This window comes from Staphylococcus sp. GDB9P120P, from assembly GCF_017893435.1.
GTDB lineage: Bacteria > Bacillota > Bacilli > Staphylococcales > Staphylococcaceae > Staphylococcus > Staphylococcus cohnii.
This window is the reverse complement of record NZ_JAESNB010000002.1, coordinates 589,013-608,297: the sequence shown is the minus strand read 5'-3', so window position 1 is coordinate 608,297 and position 19,285 is coordinate 589,013. Positions and strand designations below refer to the sequence as shown.

The following is a 19,285-nucleotide window of genomic DNA, read 5'->3' as shown; positions in this document are numbered from 1 at the left end:
ATGCTTACTGTCGCATTAGCAAAAGGTAGATTACTTAAAAGTTTTATTAATTATCTAAATGAAATAAAAGAAATTGAAATAGCATATGCGCTTGAACATAGAGAACGTCAATTACTTATAACAGTTAATGAAATACAATTTATTTTAGTCAAAGGTAGTGACGTACCAATATATGTTGAACAAGGCGTTGCAGATATTGGAATCGTCGGTAGTGATATTTTAGAAGAAGGCAATTATTTTATTAACAACTTACTAGATTTACCATTTGGCGAATGTCACTTTTCACTTGCTGCTAAACCAGAGGCCTATCAATTTAAAAAAGTAGCTACCTCATATACACAAACAGCACGTCAATATTTTGAAGCACAAGGTTTGGATGTTGAGCTTGTAAAACTATCTGGTTCAGTAGAATTGGCTTGTTTGGTTGATATGGTAGATGGCATTGTTGATATCGTTCAAACAGGGACTACCTTAAAGTCAAATGGCTTAATTGAAAAAGAGCAAATTAAAAACATCAATGCAAAGCTCATTACAAATAAAGCCTCATATTTTAAAAAATCAACTGAAATTGAAGTTTTAATTAAAACTTTGGAGGTGTCTCTCATTGATTACAAATAAAGAAACATTTTTAAATAACTACCTGAATCAATCTGCACTAAATGAAGATTTATATCCAATCGTAAAAGAAATTTGTGATCAGGTGAAATTTCGAGGTGATGCTGCTTTAAAAGAATATAATTTACAATTAGATAAAGTAGAAACATCACAATTAGAAGTACCTAAAGAAGACTTATTTACTGCTTATCAACGCATTGACTCATCTACACGGGAAGCCCTCGAACAAAGTCATGACAGGATTAAAGCATATCAAACTTCTATTAAACAAGATCATAAACAAGTTCATTCAGAATGTTACGAATTATATCATGCGTTAGAGCGTGTAGGTGTCTACGTCCCTGGTGGAAAAGCTAGTTATCCCTCTACTGTGTTAATGACTGTAACACTTGCCAAAGTTGCAGGCGTTAAAAATATAGTGGCCGTTACGCCACCTCAACCTGAAGGTCTACCTGATATTGTACTTGCTGCTTGTTATATTGCTGGTGTTGATCAGGTTTACCAAGTTGGTGGTGCACAAAGTATCGCTGCACTTGCGTATGGTACTGAGACAATTCCTAAAGTGGATAAAATTGTTGGTCCTGGCAACCAATATGTTGCATATGCTAAAAAATATTTATTTGGTCAAGTTGGCATTGATCAAATTGCTGGTCCGAGTGAAATTGCGCTAATTATTGACCAAACAGCTGACATAGAGGCAATTACGTATGATGTATTTGCACAAGCAGAACACGATGAACTCGCTAGAACATTTGTCATCAGTGAGGATAAAGACTTGTTACAACAATTAGAAAATAACATCCAACACACAATGACACAAATCAAACGACAACCTATTGTTGATGCCAGTTTGAAACATAACCATTTCTTAATTTCAGTAGAAAACTTTACAGAAGCTTGTGATTTGATGAATCAAATTGCACCGGAACATGCATCTATACAAACACAATGTCCCCAAGACTATGTCAACCATGTGAAATATGTAGGCGCGCTCTTCTTGGGTCATTATTCTCCAGAAGTTATCGGGGATTATGTTGCTGGACCAAGCCATGTTTTACCTACAAATCAGACTGCACGTTTCACCAATGGTCTATCAGTGAATGATTTCTTAACGAGACATTCTGTTATCGATTTATCTCAACAAACATTTAATAATATTGAACAATCCGCACGTAAGTTAGCACATATCGAGCGTTTGTATAATCATGAAAAATCAATAGAAATTCGAACAACAAAGGAGCCACACAATGATTAGAATTAATAAAAATGAAAGTCCACTTAAACCATTATCTAATGAACAACTCGCTACAATTATTCAAAAAGCAGCATTCAATCTTTATCCTGATGATGAATATGAACGCTTCAAACAAGCTTATGCAGCTTTTCATAATATTTCACCTGACCAAGTCATTGCAGGTAATGGTTCTGATGAACTTATTCAAAAGTTAATGTTAATCATGCCAGAAGGCCCAGCTTTAACGCTAGACCCTGACTTTTTTATGTATCAAGCATATGCCAATCAAGTCGCTCGCCCTATTAAATTTGTACCAGCAAATTCAGATTTAACATTTGATTTAGAGACGATTTTAAAACGCATTGATGAAGTACAACCTGCATTCTTTATTATGAGCAATCCACATAATCCATCAGGCATACAATATAGTACGACATTTTTAATGGCTATCGCGGATAAGATGCAGACGCTTGGTGGCTACTTTATCATAGATGAAGCTTATTTAGATTTTGGTGAAGCTTATGATATTAAGATGCAACCGCATATTATTCAAATGCGCACGCTCTCAAAAGCATTTGGCATTGCTGGCCTAAGATTAGGTGTATTAATTGGCACTAAAGATACCATCAAACTCATCCAAAGCATCGAGCACCCGTATCCTCTGAATACAATTACGCTTCATATTGCGATTTATATGTTTGAAAATCAAGCAATGACTCGCGCGTTTGTAAAGCAACAACGACAGCTTGCTCACAAACTTAAAAATATGTTTCATGAACTTGTCTCAGATGTCATGGTAGTCTTCCCTTCTGCTACAAATTTCGTGTTAACAAAGGGAGAAGCTGCACAAAGTTTAGGCGCTTATATTAAGTCCAATGGTTTCCTTCCAAGATTATATGACGAACCAGAAATGTCTGACTATGTCCGATACTCTATTGCTACAGATGAACAATTAGATCAATTATTTGTACTTATTAAAAATTGGAGGTCACAATATGATAGTAAATAAAACACGCAATACAGCTGAAACACAATTAACTATTTCTCTAGCTGATGATCATCGTGAAAGTAATATCAATACAGGCGTTGGATTTTTGGATCATATGTTGACGCTCTTTACTTTTCACAGCCAATTATCCTTATCTATAGAAGCAAATGGAGATGTTCAAGTAGATGATCATCATGTAACCGAAGATATTGGTATTGTTCTCGGTCAGCTACTATTATCCTTAGTGAAGGAACGCAAATACTTTCAGCGTTATGGGTTTAGTTACATACCTATGGATGAAACACTTGCACGTACAGTCGTTGATATTAGTGGCCGACCTTATTTATCATTTAATGCACAATTCAGTAAAGAAAAAGTAGGTACGTTTGATACAGAACTCGTAGAGGAATTTTTCAGAGCACTTGTTATCAATTCTCGCCTAACAACACATATTGACTTAATTCGCGGTGGAAACACACATCATGAGATCGAAAGTATATTTAAATCTTTTGCTCGAGCGCTTAAAGATGCACTAGCATCGAATGACACGAATATCACCCCTTCATCTAAGGGCGTGATTGAATGATTGCAGTGATTGACTATGGTTTAGGGAACATTAAAAACATACAACGTGCGATTAATCGTTTAGGTTTTAATGCGATTTTAACGGATAGTCCCAACGATATTAAAGCAGCAGATGTCATCATATTACCTGGTGTAGGTCATTTTAAAGATGCTATGCAAGCGATTGAAAAACGGGGATTAAAATCCATTTTAAAAACGATAACAAATAAACCAATCATAGGCATTTGCCTAGGTATGCAGTTGCTATACGAACACAGCGCAGAAGGTGATGTAGATGGCTTACAACTTTTCCCAGGAAATATCATACCTATCCAAACATCTTATCCGGTGCCCCATTTAGGTTGGAACAATTTAATCAGCAACCTTACAGAATTAACACAGGATGTATATTTTGTACATTCATATCAAGCTGAAATGTCAGAACATGTTGTTGCGTATGCAGATTATGGCACATTGATTCCTGCAATTGTCCAATATAAAAATCTTATAGGCATTCAATTCCATCCAGAAAAAAGTGGTGAAGATGGTTTAGCAATACTTAATCAAGCTCTGAAAGGTGGTTTCTTAAATGATTAATATTTGGCCAGCCATTGATTTAATTAATGCAACGAGTGTGAGACTGACGGAAGGAAAATATGACTCAGAAGAAAAAATGACTCGCAGCGCTGAAGATAGTGTCGTTTATTATAACAAGTTTAAATGTGTAGAACGTATTCATATTGTCGATTTAATCGGTGCAAAGCAGCAAACATCTATTGAAAAGGACTATATCAAGCAACTGAGAAGCCTGACCAACAAACCGATGGAAGTCGGTGGTGGCATACGTAGTCTTGAAACAATTAATGCATATTTTGCTGATGGCATAGATTATTGTATTATTGGGACTAAAGGTATTCAAGATATTGAATGGTTGGCCAAAATGTCTCATCAATTTCCGTACAAATTATATCTATCGGTTGATGCTTATCAGCGTGAGATAAAAATAAATGGCTGGGAACAAGATGCACATTTAGATTTATTTGATTTCGTTCAGCAAATTGAATCACTACCTTTGGGTGGCATTATCTATACGGATATTTCGAAAGATGGACGCTTATCTGGTCCAAACTTTGAAATAACAACGCAACTTGTCGAAGCAACACAAAAACCTGTCATTGCTTCTGGTGGCATTCGTCATCAACAAGACTTAGAACAATTAGAAAAATCTGGTGTTTATGCAGCAATTGTTGGTAAAGCAGCACACAATCCTGCATTTTGGGAGGGATTATCATGATAAAAAAAAGAATTATCCCCTGTTTAGATGTGAAAGATGGGCGCGTTGTCAAAGGAATACAATTTAAAGGACTACGTGACCTTGGAAACCCTGTGGATTATGCACTTTATTACAATGAACAAGGCGCAGATGAATTAGTCTTTTTAGATATATCCCGCACTGAAGCTGGCCATGGGCTTATGTTAGATGTCATTGAGGAAACTGCTGAAAAATTGTTTATTCCACTTACTGTAGGTGGCGGTATCTCCACAATCGATGATATATCGCAGTTGCTAAATCATGGTGCTGATAAAGTGTCTCTAAACTCTAGTGCTCTAAAGAACCCTTCATTTATCCAAGAAGCCAGTGAAAAATTTGGAAGCCAATGTATTTGTATTGCTATAGATAGTAACTATGATACAGAATTAAACGATTATTTTTGCTATACTCATGGGGGAAAAAAACGTACAAATAAGCGTGTCTATGATTGGGTTCAAGAAGTAGAATCTTTAGGTGCAGGCGAACTATTAATAACGAGCATGACACACGATGGCATGAAAGAAGGCTTTGACGTCAACCATTTACATGAGATTGAACAACTTGTGCACATCCCTATTATTGCTTCTGGTGGCGGCGGCAATCCTGATCATTTTGTAGATTTATTCAAACAAACGAATGTTTCGGCAGGACTTGCTGCTAGCATACTTCATGACAAAGAAACCACAGTAAATGAAATCAAACAAACGATGGCTCAAGGAGGTATTCCAATAAGATGACACAACAACCTGATTTTAGTAAAGGGCTTATCCCCGCAATATTGCAAGATGTTCAGACAAAGCAAGTGCTTATGCTTGGCTATATGAATGAAGATGCTTACAACAAAACAATAGCTGATGGCATGGTTTGTTTTTATTCACGTTCTAAAGACCGCTTATGGACAAAAGGTGAAACATCTGGTCATACCCAAGCCGTTCAAAACATACACCTAGACTGTGATCAAGACACCTTATTGATAGATGTAATCCCTAATGGTCCAACTTGTCATACTGGAAGCCAGAGCTGTTTCAACACCACTGTTCCCTTCTATGTTCAACAGCTCGAAGACACAGTAACTTCAAGTGCTAAGTCAAATAAAGAAAATTCATACACACAATATTTATTGAATGAAGGTTTAGAAAAAATATCGAAAAAATTTGGTGAAGAAGCATTTGAAGTTGTAATCGGTGCTATGAAATCGAACCGCGACGAGGTAACAAATGAAACTGCTGATTTAATGTATCATCTCTTTGTGCTCTTGCATGCGTTGAATATCAAATTTGAAGATATAGAGGCAATTTTGGCAAAACGTCATCAAGTTTCTAATAACTTTAAAGGCGAAAGATCAGATATAAAAGATTGGTAAATTGCACTCACTGATTATTCAATAATTTTCTATATTAAGATATTTCCACCAATCTATAGCCACATAACAAAATTTAGGCTGAAACAGCTAATCGCTGTTTCAGCCTAAATTGTTTGATTCATTTTATTTTTATAAAAATAACACCATCAGATCTTCATCATAATACCGTTTGCCATCATAAAGTGCCTTAGGTTCTGTGCCATATCTTTGAAATCCTAATTTTTCATATAATTTAATAGCACTTAGATTTTCCGCAAGTACCGATAAACCTATAGTTTTAACTACACCTTGTTCACTGACAATATCTATCATTTTTTGAATTAATTGTTGTGTAAAGCCTCGTCTTCTATATTGTGGGTCGCAATATACACCGACTAAATTACCTCTGTGTTTAATTTTCTCTAAAGTTTCTCGATAAAAAGTTGCATAGCCAATCAATTTTTCACCATCAAATACACCCATTGTAAAATGTCTTTCATTCATCCCTATCCTATCTTCAAAACGTTCAATAGGCAAATGAATCTCGCGTTGATAAGTTGAAGCAAAACCTGTAGGATCAGTTTGTAGAGACTGTAAGCGCAATAAACGATACGCTTCTACATCACCTTTCTTAAGATATCTAAACTCCATGTTTTGCCTACTTTCAAAGTATATTTTCACTTTACCATTAACTTTATTTTAAACTAAATATAAGAAGGACGTATCAGACTGGTCTGACCGTAATTTCATTTACATTTACATGTGAAGGTTGTTGTAATGCATAAACTACCGCTTCAGCAATATCTTTGGGTTCTAGCTTTTTGCGCTCTCCCCAATCTTTCTGACCACTTAAAGGCGTATCTACCATACCCGGTGAAACGCTTGTCACTCGAACGCCAGTTTTAGCCAACTCTTTTTCTAATCCTTGCGTAATCGTGTGCACCGCAGCTTTCGTTGCACTGTATATAGTACTCATTTTCGTCACTTCAAAACCTGAGATAGAAGCAATGTTAATAATATGGCCACTAGATTGATCTAAAAATGTTGGTATGACAGCATTAATGCCATACAGTGTCCCTTTTACGTTTGTATCAATCATTGATTCCCAAGCCTTTACATCTCCATCAGTAACAGCAGAAGAAATCATTTGGCCGGCACTATTTACGAGTATATCCAAGCGACCGAAATGCTCTTTTGCATATGCTACTAAACGTTCAACTTCTTGTTGTTGTGTCACATCCGCTGTTAAAAATTCAATCTTCGCTTGATATTCATTTGAACGAATACGATTTACAACATCTTTAAGTCGTGTTTCATCACGACCAGCTAATAATAATTGTACACCATGACTAGATAGCTCCTCTGCTATGCTAGCACCAATGCCACTACTAGCACCAGTAACGATTGCAACTTTGTGCTCTAATTTAACCATCAAATCTTCCTTTCATCAAACGTATTTCATATTTTTATACCCTATCCACACAGATTATACCATGTGCCCTCCATCTTGAAACAATGAGTCAGCTCATGAATTTGCATACTTGTCATAAACAATAAATAATTATAGAGTGGGTATATAATACATAACTAACTTACCTTTTATAATTTAGGAGGATGACTTATGGACTTTCATGAAAGAATTAAAAATTTAAGAAATAATATAGATAGCACAAGTTTCGATTTTCGTTTTGAACAATTGTTTAATGAAGCAGAATGGCTCGGACTATCACTTAACCAGCGCCAACGATATGAGCGTGAATTTCGTAGATTTGTGAGCCAAAGTAAGCAATTACGTATCTCATATGCTTCACAAGATCACATTCGCATGCGCATGTATAACTCTGTTTATAACTATAATGAAATCAAACAAAACTTTAAATCATATGTTTAATAATGATGAGAAAAGCCCACATTACTGGACGAACAGTAACATAGGCTTTTCCACTTTGTAAGGGCTCTAAATAAATCATGAAAGGTGATACTAGGGAGAATAATATACATGAAGTTTTATGCACAACACACGATGAAATATGTGTGCACAAACTTCGATGCTACTAGATGAATACAGTGTATTAATTACTTACTAGTAGCTTTTTTCTAATCCATAGTTGTATAGTTTTTCTGCGTCAATATAAGCTATATAATCAATACTTCTGTATCCATCTTTAATGTCATTAATAATGCCTTGATTCACACCAGTATGTGTGTATATGTCATAACTACTTTCATTTGAAAAAATGACTTCTTCAATTACTTTTCTCATTTAATAATCACTCCGTATTTTTTCTTTCGCTAGGCATTGTTATCTTCTACACTCTTATCATAATCGAAAGTAATAGAATTTTAAAGTATTTTGTGATTAATTTCACAAAATACTCACTTTTAGCCTTTTTTAATATATTTCACATATTTTTAGATTGACAAATTGTTTAATTTTAAAAATGAATGCTTTTCTAAATATTCCGCATAGGCCAGTGAGAACTTTACGTTTAAGCTGTTTGTCTCTTCAATATTTTGCTTAATCGTTTATAGTAAGTAGTTCTGTAATATTTCAGCTAATCACTTTAGTGCAAACGCATTGAATTTAGCTTTTCTACAAACGCATGTGTTTGATTAATAATCGTATCTAACTGGTTTTTTTGAGCCCCTTTAGTTAATGCATTACCAATCCCAATAGCAAATGCACCGTTTTTATACCATTGATCTATATTTTCTAATGACACGCCACCATAAGGTATTATATTTATATTTGGAATGGTTCCATAGATGTTTTCCATAAAATTCACTCCTAATATATTTGCAGGATACAGTTTAATCACTTCTACTTCATATTGCATCGCTTGTATGATTTCATCTTTCGAACCGCATCTTGGCAAGTAAGGTATTTGGTATACATTACAAATATGCGCTATTTGGACATCTAAATGTGGAGTTGCTATATAGCGGGCACCATTTATAATCGCTACACGTGCTGTTACAGCATTTTGAATCGCACCTGCACCAACAATAATTGATTTATCAAATTTTTGCGTTAACGTTTTTATGGCTAATTCTCCATAAGGCGTGTTAAATGTTATTTCAATATTTTTGATACCACTCTCAATCATTTTTTCACTTTTCAATATAGCATCTTCACAAGTACATCCTTTCACTACTCCTATCAAGTAATTACGATGTAATTGTTCCAAAGTAAGCAATTTATCCATTAGCGCCTGTCCTTTCTACGTCATTTTATTTCATTGTAATTTTTATCTCATTTTCGTCAATGAATACTAAACGAACCTTTAATACGATGCTACATTTTATTCCGTTGACGGATTTGCTCAAACACTAGTTTCTATGTAGCATATTGGTGTTTTATTCACAAAACGAATGCCAGAGATGTTATACACCAAAGAAGGAACGTACGCACCTCTGATTACGTACTTCAATCAAATAGATAATAGTTTTATTAATAAAATAACTATTTTAGTAATAAAATGACATAAAACATTAACTTTGTGATTAAACTCACAAAGTTACACGAAATGTGCTAGTTTTTTTCTATTATGAATGCTAACTTTAATAGTATAAAGAAAGCGCTTTATTATATTCGTAAACTTTGCTTAAAATACAATCCTAAGTAAAGCGATGGTTATGATAAAGCACACATATTTTTAATTAAATAATCATTAAGATTGTAATTTAACTTGAGAGGAACAGATTAAATGATTGATTCTTTATCACTTTATAAACCTAGATTTAAAAAATTAATTTGTGTTGATTCTGACGGGTGTGCCATCGATTCGATGACTATAAAGCATGAGCGTGCGTTTGGTCCAGCTATTGTTGAAGAATGGCAATTACAAAATATAGAGTCCAAGCTATTAAAGCGCTGGAATGATATAAACTTATATGAAATCACTAGAGGCATTAATCGCTTTAAAGGGTTAGAACGTATGTTAAGTGAACTTGTTGAACAAGGCATTCAAATTGAGGGCTATGAACATATTAAGCATTGGGTACAAACAACAGATGCTTTCTCTAACCCAGCACTGGAAAAAGCCATATCAAACTATCCACAACAAATTGGATTACAAAAAGCATTATCTTGGTCACACCGTGTGAATGATATTATCAAAACCTTACCAAGTATTGGACCATTTAAATATGTACAAGCATCTCTAAAAAACGCTTCAACTTTTGCTGATATCGCAATAGTGTCATCAGCAAATTTGGCAGCAGTTGAATATGAATGGAACACATACAAATTAACAGACTATTTAAGTGGCATGTTTGCGCAAGAAGCAGGTACAAAAGAGCACTGTTTAGAGCACTTAAAACAATATTACAATTTAGAAGACATCATCATGTTAGGAGATGCCAAAGGAGACTTAGAAGCAGCAGAATCGCATAATATGTACTTTTATCCAATATTAGCAGGCCATGAAAATCAATCATGGCTAGACTTTAACAATAAATATTTAAAATTGTTTAAAAATGGTAAATTCAACCAATACACACACGACACTTTAAAACAAATATTTTTTAATAATTTTGAAGGAGAGGCATAAACTATGGTTAAAGTAGATTTGACAGCATCACCATATCATTTAAATGACAATCAAATAACATGGGTAGAAGAAACACTTGGCAAATTAACAGACGAAGAAAAAATTGGTCAATTATTTTTCAACTTATTTTCCTTAGAGGGTGGTAAAAAATTCTTTGATGCAGACTTAACTAATAAAGATATACTTGAACGTTATCACATTGGAGGCGCACGATATGAAGGTGGGAACAAAGAAGATGTTCAAAACTTACTCAATGATTTACAAAGACATACTAAAGTTCCCGTACTTGTAGCAGCAAACTGTGATTCTGGTGGAAATGGTGCATGTAAAGATGGTACTTATATCGCAAGTGCTGCACAATGTGAAGCTGCTCAAGATACAAAAGTTTCATATAATGCTGGTCTTGTATCAGCACGTGAATCATCCGCACTAGGTGTTCATATTAATTTCGATCCTTGTGTAGATATACTTAAAAATTGGCGCAACACAATCGTTAATACACGTGCATATGGCACAGATGCTGAAACAGTTATTAAATATTCAAGTGCATTTATTGACGGCTTTAATGCAGAACGCGATATGATTACATGTATCAAACATTTCCCCGGTGATGGTACGGAAGAACGTGACCAACATTTAGTGCTCGGCGTAAATGAACTATCTACCGAAGAATGGGACGATAGCTTCCGTAAAGTTTATCAACATCATATCGACCGTGGTGTACAAATGATAATGGCAGGACATATTGCACAACCTGCTTATTCTAAAAAATTAAATCCTAGTCTGGAAGATAAAGACATTTTGCCTGCAACACTTTCTTCTGAACTTATAACTGATTTACTAAAAGATGATATGCATTTTAACGGTTTAGTCGTTACCGACGCTAGTCATATGTTAGGTATGACTGCTTCTATGCGTCGTGAAGATTATGTTCCATTAGCCATTGCATCTGGCTGTGATATGTTCTTGTTCTTTAATGATTTAGAAGAAGATTACCAATTTATGCTCGATGGTTATAAAAACGGCGTCATAACAGAAGAGAGATTAAATGATGCCGTAAGACGTATCTTAGGTTTAAAAGCACAACTCAATCTACACATTAAACAAGAAGATGGTTCAATTATTCAACCACAAGAAGCATTAGATATCATCGGTTGTACAGAACATTTAGAAATGCGTGCAGAAGCAGCCGATATGGGGATCACACTTGTGAAAAACACTTTAAATCAGTTACCTATCCGACCTGAAACACATAAAAATATTATGCTTTATGTGATAGAAGGTGAAAAAGATGGTATCTATAAATCTGCTAATAACGTCACAGATGATATTATAAATGAACTTGAATCACGTGGATTCAATGTCACATTGAATGATGGTTCAACACGTATTAAAGGTAAAACATTAGAATATCGTGAAAAAGTAGATGCCGCGTTAGTATTTGCAAACATTATCGGTTATGCTGCAGAAAATAACTATCGTATTAAATGGGGTACTGCCATGAGTAATGAAATACCATGGTATGTACATGAAGTACCAACCGTATTTATTTCTACCAATTTCACCACTCATTTGCATGATGCAACAATGGTTAAAGCTTATATAAACGCTTATCATTCTAATAAAGAAACAATTAAACAGACCATTGATAAAATCATGGGAGAAAGTGAATTTAAAGGGCAATATAATGATTTAGTTTGGACAGATAAATGGCAAGCAAAATTATAAATGAACCACGTTTTACAATATAATCTATCGTTATAAAACCCATGCTCAAACAAAGGACTAATCCTTATCAAATAAGGATTAGTCCTTTTTATTTTGCAGTGCTTTTGTTTTAAATCGTATGTATTTACTTGGAGATGCATGGTTGAGCTTGTTTTCTCTCACATACTTCATTGTTATGGTGTTAACATGATACAAAATCGTAATGAATAGAAATGTTTAGAATAGCATCATTAAACACTTTCGTCTTATTTAATATCTGCCCTTAAGCCAAATAAAGGAACTAATTTATAATATAACTCGCTTACCATTACAAGAAAATTTTTATATTAATATTGGTATAGGTTAATATCACTTTCTATAAATTAAAAATAACCCTAAAGCTTGGTATCGGCTTCAGGGTAAATATACTTGTCATTGTTCTTATATAATTATGATTTATAACCAAAATTAGGAATATTTTCCCAACGTTTCTTAAAGTAATGTGCTACCGCTTTAGGACGACGTTCACGCGTGAATATTCCTTTTTTGTTTCCTTGAACACGTATAATCTCGGTAGAAGTTTCAAAATCTGCAAAATTCCATGTCTGTTCACCAATAAATTGTGGATATTGATCAATGACTTCATGATTTGCTTCATAATAACGAATTTGGTACTCTTCTGTAAATAATTCGTCATTTAATGAATGCATGCCAGCTACAGTGTCTGCACCATATTCTGTAAACATAATTGGCTTGTGCGGCTGTTTTTCACTCCAACCATCTAACTCAGTTCGTAAAGCTTCTTTAGCGGCTTCCAAGTCACCTGTTTGTGTATACCAACCATAATATCTGTTCAGACATAATACATCTACTAAATCTTGAACTTGGCAATTATCTGGTTGTGACATTAAAATAGTTGCGATGGTTACAGGTCTGTTTTGTGGATCGCAAGAACGTGCTAAGTTGATTAATGGCTCAAAGTATTCTTTTGCGCCTTCTTCAGTAGAAGCTGGTTCATTAGCTATTGACCACATAACTACACATGCATGGTTTTTATCTCGAGCAATCAAATCTTTGATTACGGATTCATGTGCTTTTTTCGTGCCAATTTCTTTAAATGTATTTCTTGCCTCAACTCCAGATAATATGGTACTAAAGTTTAAGTGCACACCAACAGCAGTTGTTTCATCTATGACAACAATACCTTGTTCATCTGCCAATCGCATCATTTCTTCAGAATAAGGGTAATGTGAAGTTCTGAATGAGTTACCGCCAATCCATTTAATAAGATTGAAATCCATAACATTCGTTACTTCGTTTAATCCTCGGCCATTATAGTAGGTATCTTCATGCTTACCAAACCCTTTAAAATAAAATGGTTGTTCATTGATTAAAAATTGTCCCTGCTTCACTTCTACAGAACGTACACCAAAACGTTCAGCATAGCTGTCTACAACTTGGTTATTATCTATTAACGTTACTTCTAAATGATACAAATAAGCATTCAGTGGTTGCCATAAATGAGGCTGTTCTATCTTAATAGAACCATTAGCACCAGAAGTTTCTGCTACAACCTCTCCCGCTTCATCTATCAATTTAACTAAAATATCATCCACCGACTCATTGATAGAAATATTATAATTGATGTCTGCTACATCATTTTTAACCTCCGGAACAATTTCAATATCTTCAATAAATATTTGTGGTGTTGTGTAAATTTTTACAGGTCTATGCAAACCAGCATAATTAAAAAAGTCAAAATTAGGTTTATTTCTTTTAATCAAATTGCCGTCTTTGTCCGTTGTTTCGCTATAATTACCAACAGGTAACGTCGTTTCGTCTAATATATTATTTACACATACAGTTAAGCGATGTTGCCCTGAACTGAATTTTTGCCCTAATTCCACTTCAAAAGGTAAAAATCCCCCTTGATGTGATGTGACTTCTTGACCATCAATATATACTGTTGCTTTATGTGTAGCAGAACCAAATCTCAATACAATTCGTTCATCTGATAGTACTTTAGGTATCGTAAACATTCTTTCATACCATACGTTCCCTACATGATTTCGTATGTTAGCAGTTACGCCTTGATCATTATATGAACCTGGCACTGCCATAACTAAATCAGTGTCTAAAGGTTTCGTTACATCGATTTGATCATGGTTCTCTTCTAATTTGAATTGCCAAACACCGTTTAAGTCTATAATACTTCTCTGTTCGTTTGTTACTGGATATAGCATATAAATGCTCCTCTCATAAAATGAAATACAAAATAATTATAATTCCTCTCTAAGTGCCAACTCTTTAACAATTTGTTTATGTTTCTGATCTGTTAATGGGTATGCAAAGAAGAAAAGTATCACCGCAATTAAACAAATGACTGCGGGTACCACAAAGAATAATATTTTTAAACCGAATATTGTATCCGTCGTTTGTGCCGCATTAGGTACATAACCAATAATCGTTAATGCCATACCTGGTATAAAACCTGCTAAGCCTTGTGATATTTTTCTAGTAAAGCTATAACTTGCATAAATAATACCTTCAGATCTAAGTCCTGATTGCCATTGTCCGTATTCTACAACATCAGCTATAAATGCCCATGTTACTGTATTAGGAATAACCAAGAATAATTGTGCAATCGTGTTAATGATTAAGAACGGAATAATTTGCTCTGAAAATAATGAAAAGTTTACGATTTGGAAAATAATAAAACCACTTACGCCTATGACTGCCGTCATTTTTTTACCTACTTTTTTACTTAAGAAAGTAGTAAGGAATAATGCTGGTATTAAAACAATAAAATTCAATGTACTTACAATACCTATTAAATTATCGAAACCAAGTACATTTTTGTAATAGTAAAGTTGTGCACCTTGTTGTAAAAATAAAGCAGTAATCGTTAACAATGTATAAATTGCTAAAATAATAAATGGTCTATTTTTCAGTAAATTAAAAAACGCTTTACGTCCCAAACCTTTTACTTGTGGACGTTCTATTGTATGACGCTCTTTAACTCCTTTATAGCACAACATATGTAGTGTCACACCTGCAATTGCAAGTATACCTACTGCAATCGGATAGCCAATCGCATGATTCGGAAATAAACTTACTAAAGGAATAATAACTATACCCGAAATAAACATAGCACCTTGTGAACCTAAATTACGGAATACTGATAGTTGCGTACGATCATCTGCATTAATTGTCATTGAAGCAGACAATGAACCATAAGGTATATTAACGACAGAATAAGCAGCATTAAAGAGTAAATATGTTCCAAATGCCCATATAATTTTACCAGTCTCACTGATATCAGGTGAAATAAAGGTTAAGACAGTCAATATTGCCAAAGGAATACTTCCATATAATATAAATGGTCTAAATTTGCCTCGTTTTGAAAAATTTTTCTGATTATCAACAAGGGTACCTACACCCGTGTCTACAAATGCATCGAAAAATTTAGCAACTAAAAATACTAGCCCACCTATAGCAGAGGGAATTCCCAAAATATCTGTATAAAAAAGCAATAAATAAATTTGCCCCATATCAAACATTAATCCGTTCCCTAAATCCCCAAAACCATAAGCTAATTTTTCTTTAAATTTCAATTTCGGTGATTCAATTTCATTAAACTTTTTCAATTTCGTATTTGCCGGTTTTAATCTGGCTGTAACCATAAGGATTACCTCTTTCCACTATCGAAACAACATTTGTGCACCTCATCTTTGTAGTTTCATAGTATGTTTTATTGAATGTGGCCATCAATCATTACATTATCCATAGAATTGAAAGCGTTTTCTTCCATGCATAAAAATTTTTACCCTATAAAATAGATTCGCTTATTATTTTCACGTGCATACACCCTTAACACTTTTGATAGAGCTCTTACTTTTATTATATTTTTATAATAGCAACAGTCAACAAAAAATAACAACGTTGTTAAAAAACAAAACACTTTTCTCTTTTATGTTATTCTTTTTCAACTATTGCTAAAGTCTGTAATAACGCCAGTTCAAATTGATACAATACTTTACTACATACGATTAAGCTAAAAATCACAAATTCAGTCTAAATTTAATGTGAATTGGTAATATTTCAATTAATTTTAGAGGATATTATGATTTTTTTGATATTTTCCTAATTTTATTTACAATTTTTATATTGAATATTTAATTTTCTGATTTTTTATACTATATCAACTAATAAAATTCTTTATGTTCAGTCCGATATTTCAATGGTGTCTTACCATATTGCTTTTTAAAGCATTGTGCGAAATAACTCTGTTCCCTGAAACCGACATATTTTGCAACTTCCGCTACAGTCATTTTTGTCCGTGCTATTAAGTCACGTCCTTTTTTTATTCTTAACGATGTAATAAATTGAGATAAAGATTGATGACATTCTTGATTAAAAATTCTTGATAGGTAGCTAGGTGCCAAATCAACATAATTCGCTAACTCTTCTAACGTTAAATTACTATCTAAGTTTCTTTCAATATATTGAATCACTTTACTTACTTTAGGGCTAAAGGCATTCGCTTTTATTTTCATAGCTCTTTCTGCGTATTCCTTAACGATTGCATACGTTAATTCTTCTAGTACTTCTACATCCAGTGTCCGATCAATCATCGCAGCATATTTAGCGGATATTTCATCAATATGTATGAGACTCACACCAGCTTTTTCTCCAGCTTTGCGGCATAAAGTATTGATTAAATATGCTTTATATTGCTCATTTGATAGATCATCCTTCACTCGACGTAAACCAGTCACAGACAAACTCATCTTTTTTAAAATAGATAATGCTTCTTCAACATTTCCGTTTTCTACCGCAGTCAACAATTGATTTTCTAAATTATATCTATACTCTATTTCTTGTAGTGTGTAATCACTTTGAAGCTTAGAATCAGCTAAAAATGCTTCATTTGCATGAAAACTGAAGTCAATATCCACCGTTTCATAGACGATGTTTCTATTCTTCAAAAAACGAATTGCTAAACGACACATTTTTTGCGCTTTAACATGATGACATATCGGAATTTTAAGTAAATATTGTTTCAATGTGGGCAACTTAGAAATTTTAATATTTAAATTAAGTAACATCTCATTACATTGTCGCTCATTGGGTCGTTTATCCATATAAGGCCCAATAATATAAATCTTTCTATATTTTTTAAATTTAAAAATCAAAAAGCTAACATTAAAACTATTTTTATAATGGTAAATTTTGTTACTCTGCATATGCACAATAAAATGTTTTAACTCATTTTTATATTGTTTTCTAGTAGTATTCATAAACGGTGTCTTAATATGGTTACTAATTGCTTTTATGTCGTCCATATCATAACCTTCCAACTGAATACCTAATAATTGTATAGCATGCATTTGCAATATTTCTAGCGTTTCATTTTTCATAAAAAAAACACCCCATTCCTTATATTTTTATTATATCTAAATATTAAGGAATAGAGTATCAAATGAATAAAAAATATTTAATTTGTTTTTTAGATTTTATATATTTAGACCTACAAGACGCTTCATGGCCATATATCTATTGTTTATGTTTCTTACCGAATTTTAATTTAAACGGTGCATAAAATAGGACAAAGATAAGTACCAAACCTAAATAACCGATTAAAGGATAAAAGATTGCTACTAGATCCGTAAATCCAACAAAACTTAAGCAAAGCCCTACTAGGATTGCAAGCGTATAAAATATTTTAAAACGTATAGAATCAACTACGGTGAAACGTGTGGCAAAGGCATAAAACATGCCCAACCCTGTATTGAAAATCATGCCAAAGATCACAAGTGCCATGATGATACCTAGGATTGGTGATATATGATTTACAATACCTAACATTGGCATTTCCATATTACCGACAATATTGATTTGTGTAAAAATTGCTAAATGACTTAACACAATCATAGCGCCTAAAATCAGACCACCTAATAAACCACCAATTGCTGCCACTTTCGAATTTTTTTCTGCTCCCCCCATAACAATAGCCATTGATGCACCTACTGCAGTATTAAACGAAGCATAATTGATGCCTGCAACAAACCAATTAGGCAATGTTGAAGGTTTTGCATCTGAAATTGTATTTAATTCTGAAAAAGGTACATTCGTAGTCATGAAACTATAAACCGAAATAATTAATATAAACACAATTAAAAATGGCGTGATATTACCAATAACTTTCACTACACCTTCTACCTTCAACATACCTGCAAGTATGATTAGTATGGTCATTAGTAATGTACCAACGATCGATGGTACGCCGAATTGTTGATTTAAATTTGACCCAGCACCTGCAATCATCACTACACCAACACCAAACAAAGTAAAGATAATGACTAAATCAATAATCCATCCCAATAATTTTCCAAATAGTGATTCACCAGTAATATTATGTATAACTACTTTGTGTGAGTCTGTATCAAACTTGCTCCCTAACCAAACTAACATCATCCCAACATAAGCAAACAATGCCGTGGTAATGATAGCACCCAAAGTACCCAAAATACCAAAACTAGTAAAATATTGCAGCACTTCTTGTCCAGAAGCAAAGCCAGCCCCAACGATGACACCGATAAAAGCACTAGCAATCAGTAATATTCTTTTCATCATTTTACCCCCTTATTGAATCTACTATATACAACTCAAGTAAAATTTCAATCATAATATCTATGATTACTTTACATTTGTTATATGAAATACTTAAAACCATTATAGTTACTTAATTTTATCATTTTATCCATAAGTTATGTTGAAATACCTTAAAGAAGTATTATAGCGCTAGCTCATATTTTGATTGATTGTATTAAGTAGTAAATAAAAAAGACAGGTAGTTGAAATCAAATATATTCCGTTTGATTTCATCTACCTGTCTATTAAGCATACAGTTTGTTGCACATATGATTGATAACGAATTATTATTATTACCTTTAAGCTAGCCTTTTAC

The 19,285-nt window shown here is 33.6% G+C and carries 19 protein-coding genes; 11 read left to right on the top strand and 8 right to left on the bottom strand.

Annotated elements, in window-relative coordinates:
• Genes hisG through hisIE form a run of 8 tightly spaced genes read left to right on the top strand, consistent with a single transcriptional unit; the run spans window position 1 to window position 6,076 of the window.
• On the top strand, window positions 1-618 hold the full coding sequence (gene hisG, locus KA856_RS02700; protein WP_210138494.1) for an ATP phosphoribosyltransferase: 618 nt from the start codon (window positions 1-3) through the stop codon (window positions 616-618).
• Window positions 608-1,870: a histidinol dehydrogenase gene (gene hisD, locus KA856_RS02695; protein ID WP_233422628.1), complete on the top strand. Its 1,263-nt coding sequence runs from the start codon at window positions 608-610 to the stop codon at window positions 1,868-1,870. The genes hisG and hisD overlap by 11 nt, the downstream gene beginning before the upstream one ends.
• Entirely contained in the window at window positions 1,863-2,858 is a 996-nt protein-coding gene (locus KA856_RS02690) for a pyridoxal phosphate-dependent aminotransferase (RefSeq protein ID WP_107384111.1), read from the top strand. Before hisD ends, KA856_RS02690 begins: the two co-directional genes overlap by 8 nt.
• A complete protein-coding gene (gene hisB, locus KA856_RS02685) occupies window positions 2,845-3,423 on the top strand; it encodes an imidazoleglycerol-phosphate dehydratase HisB (RefSeq protein ID WP_107384112.1) in 579 nt (192 codons plus the stop codon). The genes KA856_RS02690 and hisB overlap by 14 nt, the downstream gene beginning before the upstream one ends.
• On the top strand, window positions 3,420-3,998 hold the full coding sequence (hisH, locus tag KA856_RS02680; protein WP_107384113.1) for an imidazole glycerol phosphate synthase subunit HisH: 579 nt from the start codon (window positions 3,420-3,422) through the stop codon (window positions 3,996-3,998). Before hisB ends, hisH begins: the two co-directional genes overlap by 4 nt.
• Window positions 3,991-4,695 (top strand): 1-(5-phosphoribosyl)-5-((5-phosphoribosylamino)methylideneamino)imidazole-4-carboxamide isomerase, encoded by a 705-nt coding sequence (gene hisA, locus KA856_RS02675; RefSeq protein WP_107384114.1) that lies wholly within the window; start codon window positions 3,991-3,993, stop codon window positions 4,693-4,695. Before hisH ends, hisA begins: the two co-directional genes overlap by 8 nt.
• On the top strand, window positions 4,692-5,450 hold the full coding sequence (gene hisF / locus KA856_RS02670; protein WP_107385952.1) for an imidazole glycerol phosphate synthase subunit HisF: 759 nt from the start codon (window positions 4,692-4,694) through the stop codon (window positions 5,448-5,450). The genes hisA and hisF overlap by 4 nt, the downstream gene beginning before the upstream one ends.
• Window positions 5,447-6,076, top strand: coding sequence for a bifunctional phosphoribosyl-AMP cyclohydrolase/phosphoribosyl-ATP diphosphatase HisIE (gene hisIE, locus KA856_RS02665; RefSeq protein WP_107384116.1), 630 nt, complete (start codon window positions 5,447-5,449; stop codon window positions 6,074-6,076). Before hisF ends, hisIE begins: the two co-directional genes overlap by 4 nt.
• Before the next feature lie 129 nt (window positions 6,077-6,205).
• On the opposite strand, the gene KA856_RS02660 is transcribed toward hisIE, so the two are convergent.
• Window positions 6,206-6,706 (bottom strand): GNAT family N-acetyltransferase, encoded by a 501-nt coding sequence (locus KA856_RS02660; RefSeq protein ID WP_107384279.1) that lies wholly within the window; start codon window positions 6,704-6,706, stop codon window positions 6,206-6,208.
• Between the two features lie 73 nt (window positions 6,707-6,779).
• Window positions 6,780-7,487 (bottom strand): SDR family oxidoreductase, encoded by a 708-nt coding sequence (locus KA856_RS02655; protein WP_107384278.1) that lies wholly within the window; start codon window positions 7,485-7,487, stop codon window positions 6,780-6,782.
• A gap of 189 nt (window positions 7,488-7,676) precedes the next feature.
• Here KA856_RS02655 and KA856_RS02650 point away from each other — a divergent pair, with 189 nt between their 5' ends.
• Complete coding sequence (locus KA856_RS02650; RefSeq protein ID WP_107384277.1) at window positions 7,677-7,946, top strand: DUF1413 domain-containing protein; 270 nt, start codon at window positions 7,677-7,679, stop codon at window positions 7,944-7,946.
• Between the two features lie 192 nt (window positions 7,947-8,138).
• Here KA856_RS02650 and KA856_RS02645 read toward each other — a convergent pair whose 3' ends face one another.
• Together KA856_RS02645 and KA856_RS02640 are read right to left on the bottom strand one after the other, a co-directional pair.
• Window positions 8,139-8,318: a hypothetical protein gene (locus tag KA856_RS02645; RefSeq protein WP_107384276.1), complete on the bottom strand. Its 180-nt coding sequence runs from the start codon at window positions 8,316-8,318 to the stop codon at window positions 8,139-8,141.
• A 301-nt stretch (window positions 8,319-8,619) separates the two neighbouring features.
• The gene (locus tag KA856_RS02640; protein ID WP_107384275.1) at window positions 8,620-9,261 is read right to left on the bottom strand and encodes a beta/alpha barrel domain-containing protein; all 642 of its coding nucleotides are present in this window, start codon (window positions 9,259-9,261) and stop codon (window positions 8,620-8,622) included.
• A gap of 501 nt (window positions 9,262-9,762) precedes the next feature.
• Between KA856_RS02640 and KA856_RS02635 the strand changes: the two genes are divergently transcribed.
• Together KA856_RS02635 and KA856_RS02630 are read left to right on the top strand one after the other, a co-directional pair.
• A complete protein-coding gene (locus tag KA856_RS02635) occupies window positions 9,763-10,608 on the top strand; it encodes an HAD family hydrolase (RefSeq protein WP_107384274.1) in 846 nt (281 codons plus the stop codon).
• A 3-nt stretch (window positions 10,609-10,611) separates the two neighbouring features.
• Window positions 10,612-12,336, top strand: a complete 1,725-nt coding sequence (locus KA856_RS02630) for a glycoside hydrolase family 3 protein (RefSeq protein ID WP_107385954.1) — start codon at window positions 10,612-10,614, stop codon at window positions 12,334-12,336.
• 428 nt (window positions 12,337-12,764) lie between these two features.
• On the opposite strand, the gene uidA is transcribed toward KA856_RS02630, so the two are convergent.
• From uidA to KA856_RS02610, 4 genes are all read right to left on the bottom strand, one after another.
• A complete protein-coding gene (uidA, locus tag KA856_RS02625; protein WP_210138493.1) occupies window positions 12,765-14,558 on the bottom strand; it encodes a beta-glucuronidase in 1,794 nt (597 codons plus the stop codon).
• A gap of 36 nt (window positions 14,559-14,594) precedes the next feature.
• A complete protein-coding gene (locus KA856_RS02620) occupies window positions 14,595-15,998 on the bottom strand; it encodes an MFS transporter (RefSeq protein WP_210129312.1) in 1,404 nt (467 codons plus the stop codon).
• 522 nt (window positions 15,999-16,520) lie between these two features.
• Entirely contained in the window at window positions 16,521-17,735 is a 1,215-nt protein-coding gene (locus tag KA856_RS02615) for a helix-turn-helix domain-containing protein (RefSeq protein WP_107385956.1), read from the bottom strand.
• Between the two features lie 136 nt (window positions 17,736-17,871).
• Window positions 17,872-18,948: a YkvI family membrane protein gene (locus KA856_RS02610; RefSeq protein ID WP_107384270.1), complete on the bottom strand. Its 1,077-nt coding sequence runs from the start codon at window positions 18,946-18,948 to the stop codon at window positions 17,872-17,874.
• Window positions 18,949-19,285 lie beyond the last annotated feature (337 nt).

Excerpts from the sequence above, each read along its gene's own strand:
- hisG (WP_210138494.1), top strand. The coding sequence starts at position 1 with ATGCTTACTGTCGCATTAGCAAAAGGTAGATTACTTAAAAGTTTTATT.
- KA856_RS02690 (WP_107384111.1), top strand. The coding sequence starts at position 1,863 with ATGATTAGAATTAATAAAAATGAAAGTCCACTTAAACCATTATCTAAT.
- hisB (WP_107384112.1), top strand. The coding sequence starts at position 2,845 with ATGATAGTAAATAAAACACGCAATACAGCTGAAACACAATTAACTATT.
- hisH (WP_107384113.1), top strand. The coding sequence starts at position 3,420 with ATGATTGCAGTGATTGACTATGGTTTAGGGAACATTAAAAACATACAA.
- hisA (WP_107384114.1), top strand. The coding sequence starts at position 3,991 with ATGATTAATATTTGGCCAGCCATTGATTTAATTAATGCAACGAGTGTG.
- hisF (WP_107385952.1), top strand. The coding sequence starts at position 4,692 with ATGATAAAAAAAAGAATTATCCCCTGTTTAGATGTGAAAGATGGGCGC.
- hisIE (WP_107384116.1), top strand. The coding sequence starts at position 5,447 with ATGACACAACAACCTGATTTTAGTAAAGGGCTTATCCCCGCAATATTG.
- KA856_RS02660 (WP_107384279.1), bottom strand. The coding sequence starts at position 6,706 with ATGGAGTTTAGATATCTTAAGAAAGGTGATGTAGAAGCGTATCGTTTA.
- KA856_RS02655 (WP_107384278.1), bottom strand. The coding sequence starts at position 7,487 with ATGGTTAAATTAGAGCACAAAGTTGCAATCGTTACTGGTGCTAGTAGT.
- KA856_RS02650 (WP_107384277.1), top strand. The coding sequence starts at position 7,677 with ATGGACTTTCATGAAAGAATTAAAAATTTAAGAAATAATATAGATAGC.
- KA856_RS02645 (WP_107384276.1), bottom strand. The coding sequence starts at position 8,318 with ATGAGAAAAGTAATTGAAGAAGTCATTTTTTCAAATGAAAGTAGTTAT.
- KA856_RS02640 (WP_107384275.1), bottom strand. The coding sequence starts at position 9,261 with ATGGATAAATTGCTTACTTTGGAACAATTACATCGTAATTACTTGATA.
- KA856_RS02635 (WP_107384274.1), top strand. The coding sequence starts at position 9,763 with ATGATTGATTCTTTATCACTTTATAAACCTAGATTTAAAAAATTAATT.
- KA856_RS02630 (WP_107385954.1), top strand. The coding sequence starts at position 10,612 with ATGGTTAAAGTAGATTTGACAGCATCACCATATCATTTAAATGACAAT.
- uidA (WP_210138493.1), bottom strand. The coding sequence starts at position 14,558 with ATGCTATATCCAGTAACAAACGAACAGAGAAGTATTATAGACTTAAAC.
- KA856_RS02620 (WP_210129312.1), bottom strand. The coding sequence starts at position 15,998 with ATGGTTACAGCCAGATTAAAACCGGCAAATACGAAATTGAAAAAGTTT.
- KA856_RS02615 (WP_107385956.1), bottom strand. The coding sequence starts at position 17,735 with ATGAAAAATGAAACGCTAGAAATATTGCAAATGCATGCTATACAATTA.
- KA856_RS02610 (WP_107384270.1), bottom strand. The coding sequence starts at position 18,948 with ATGAAAAGAATATTACTGATTGCTAGTGCTTTTATCGGTGTCATCGTT.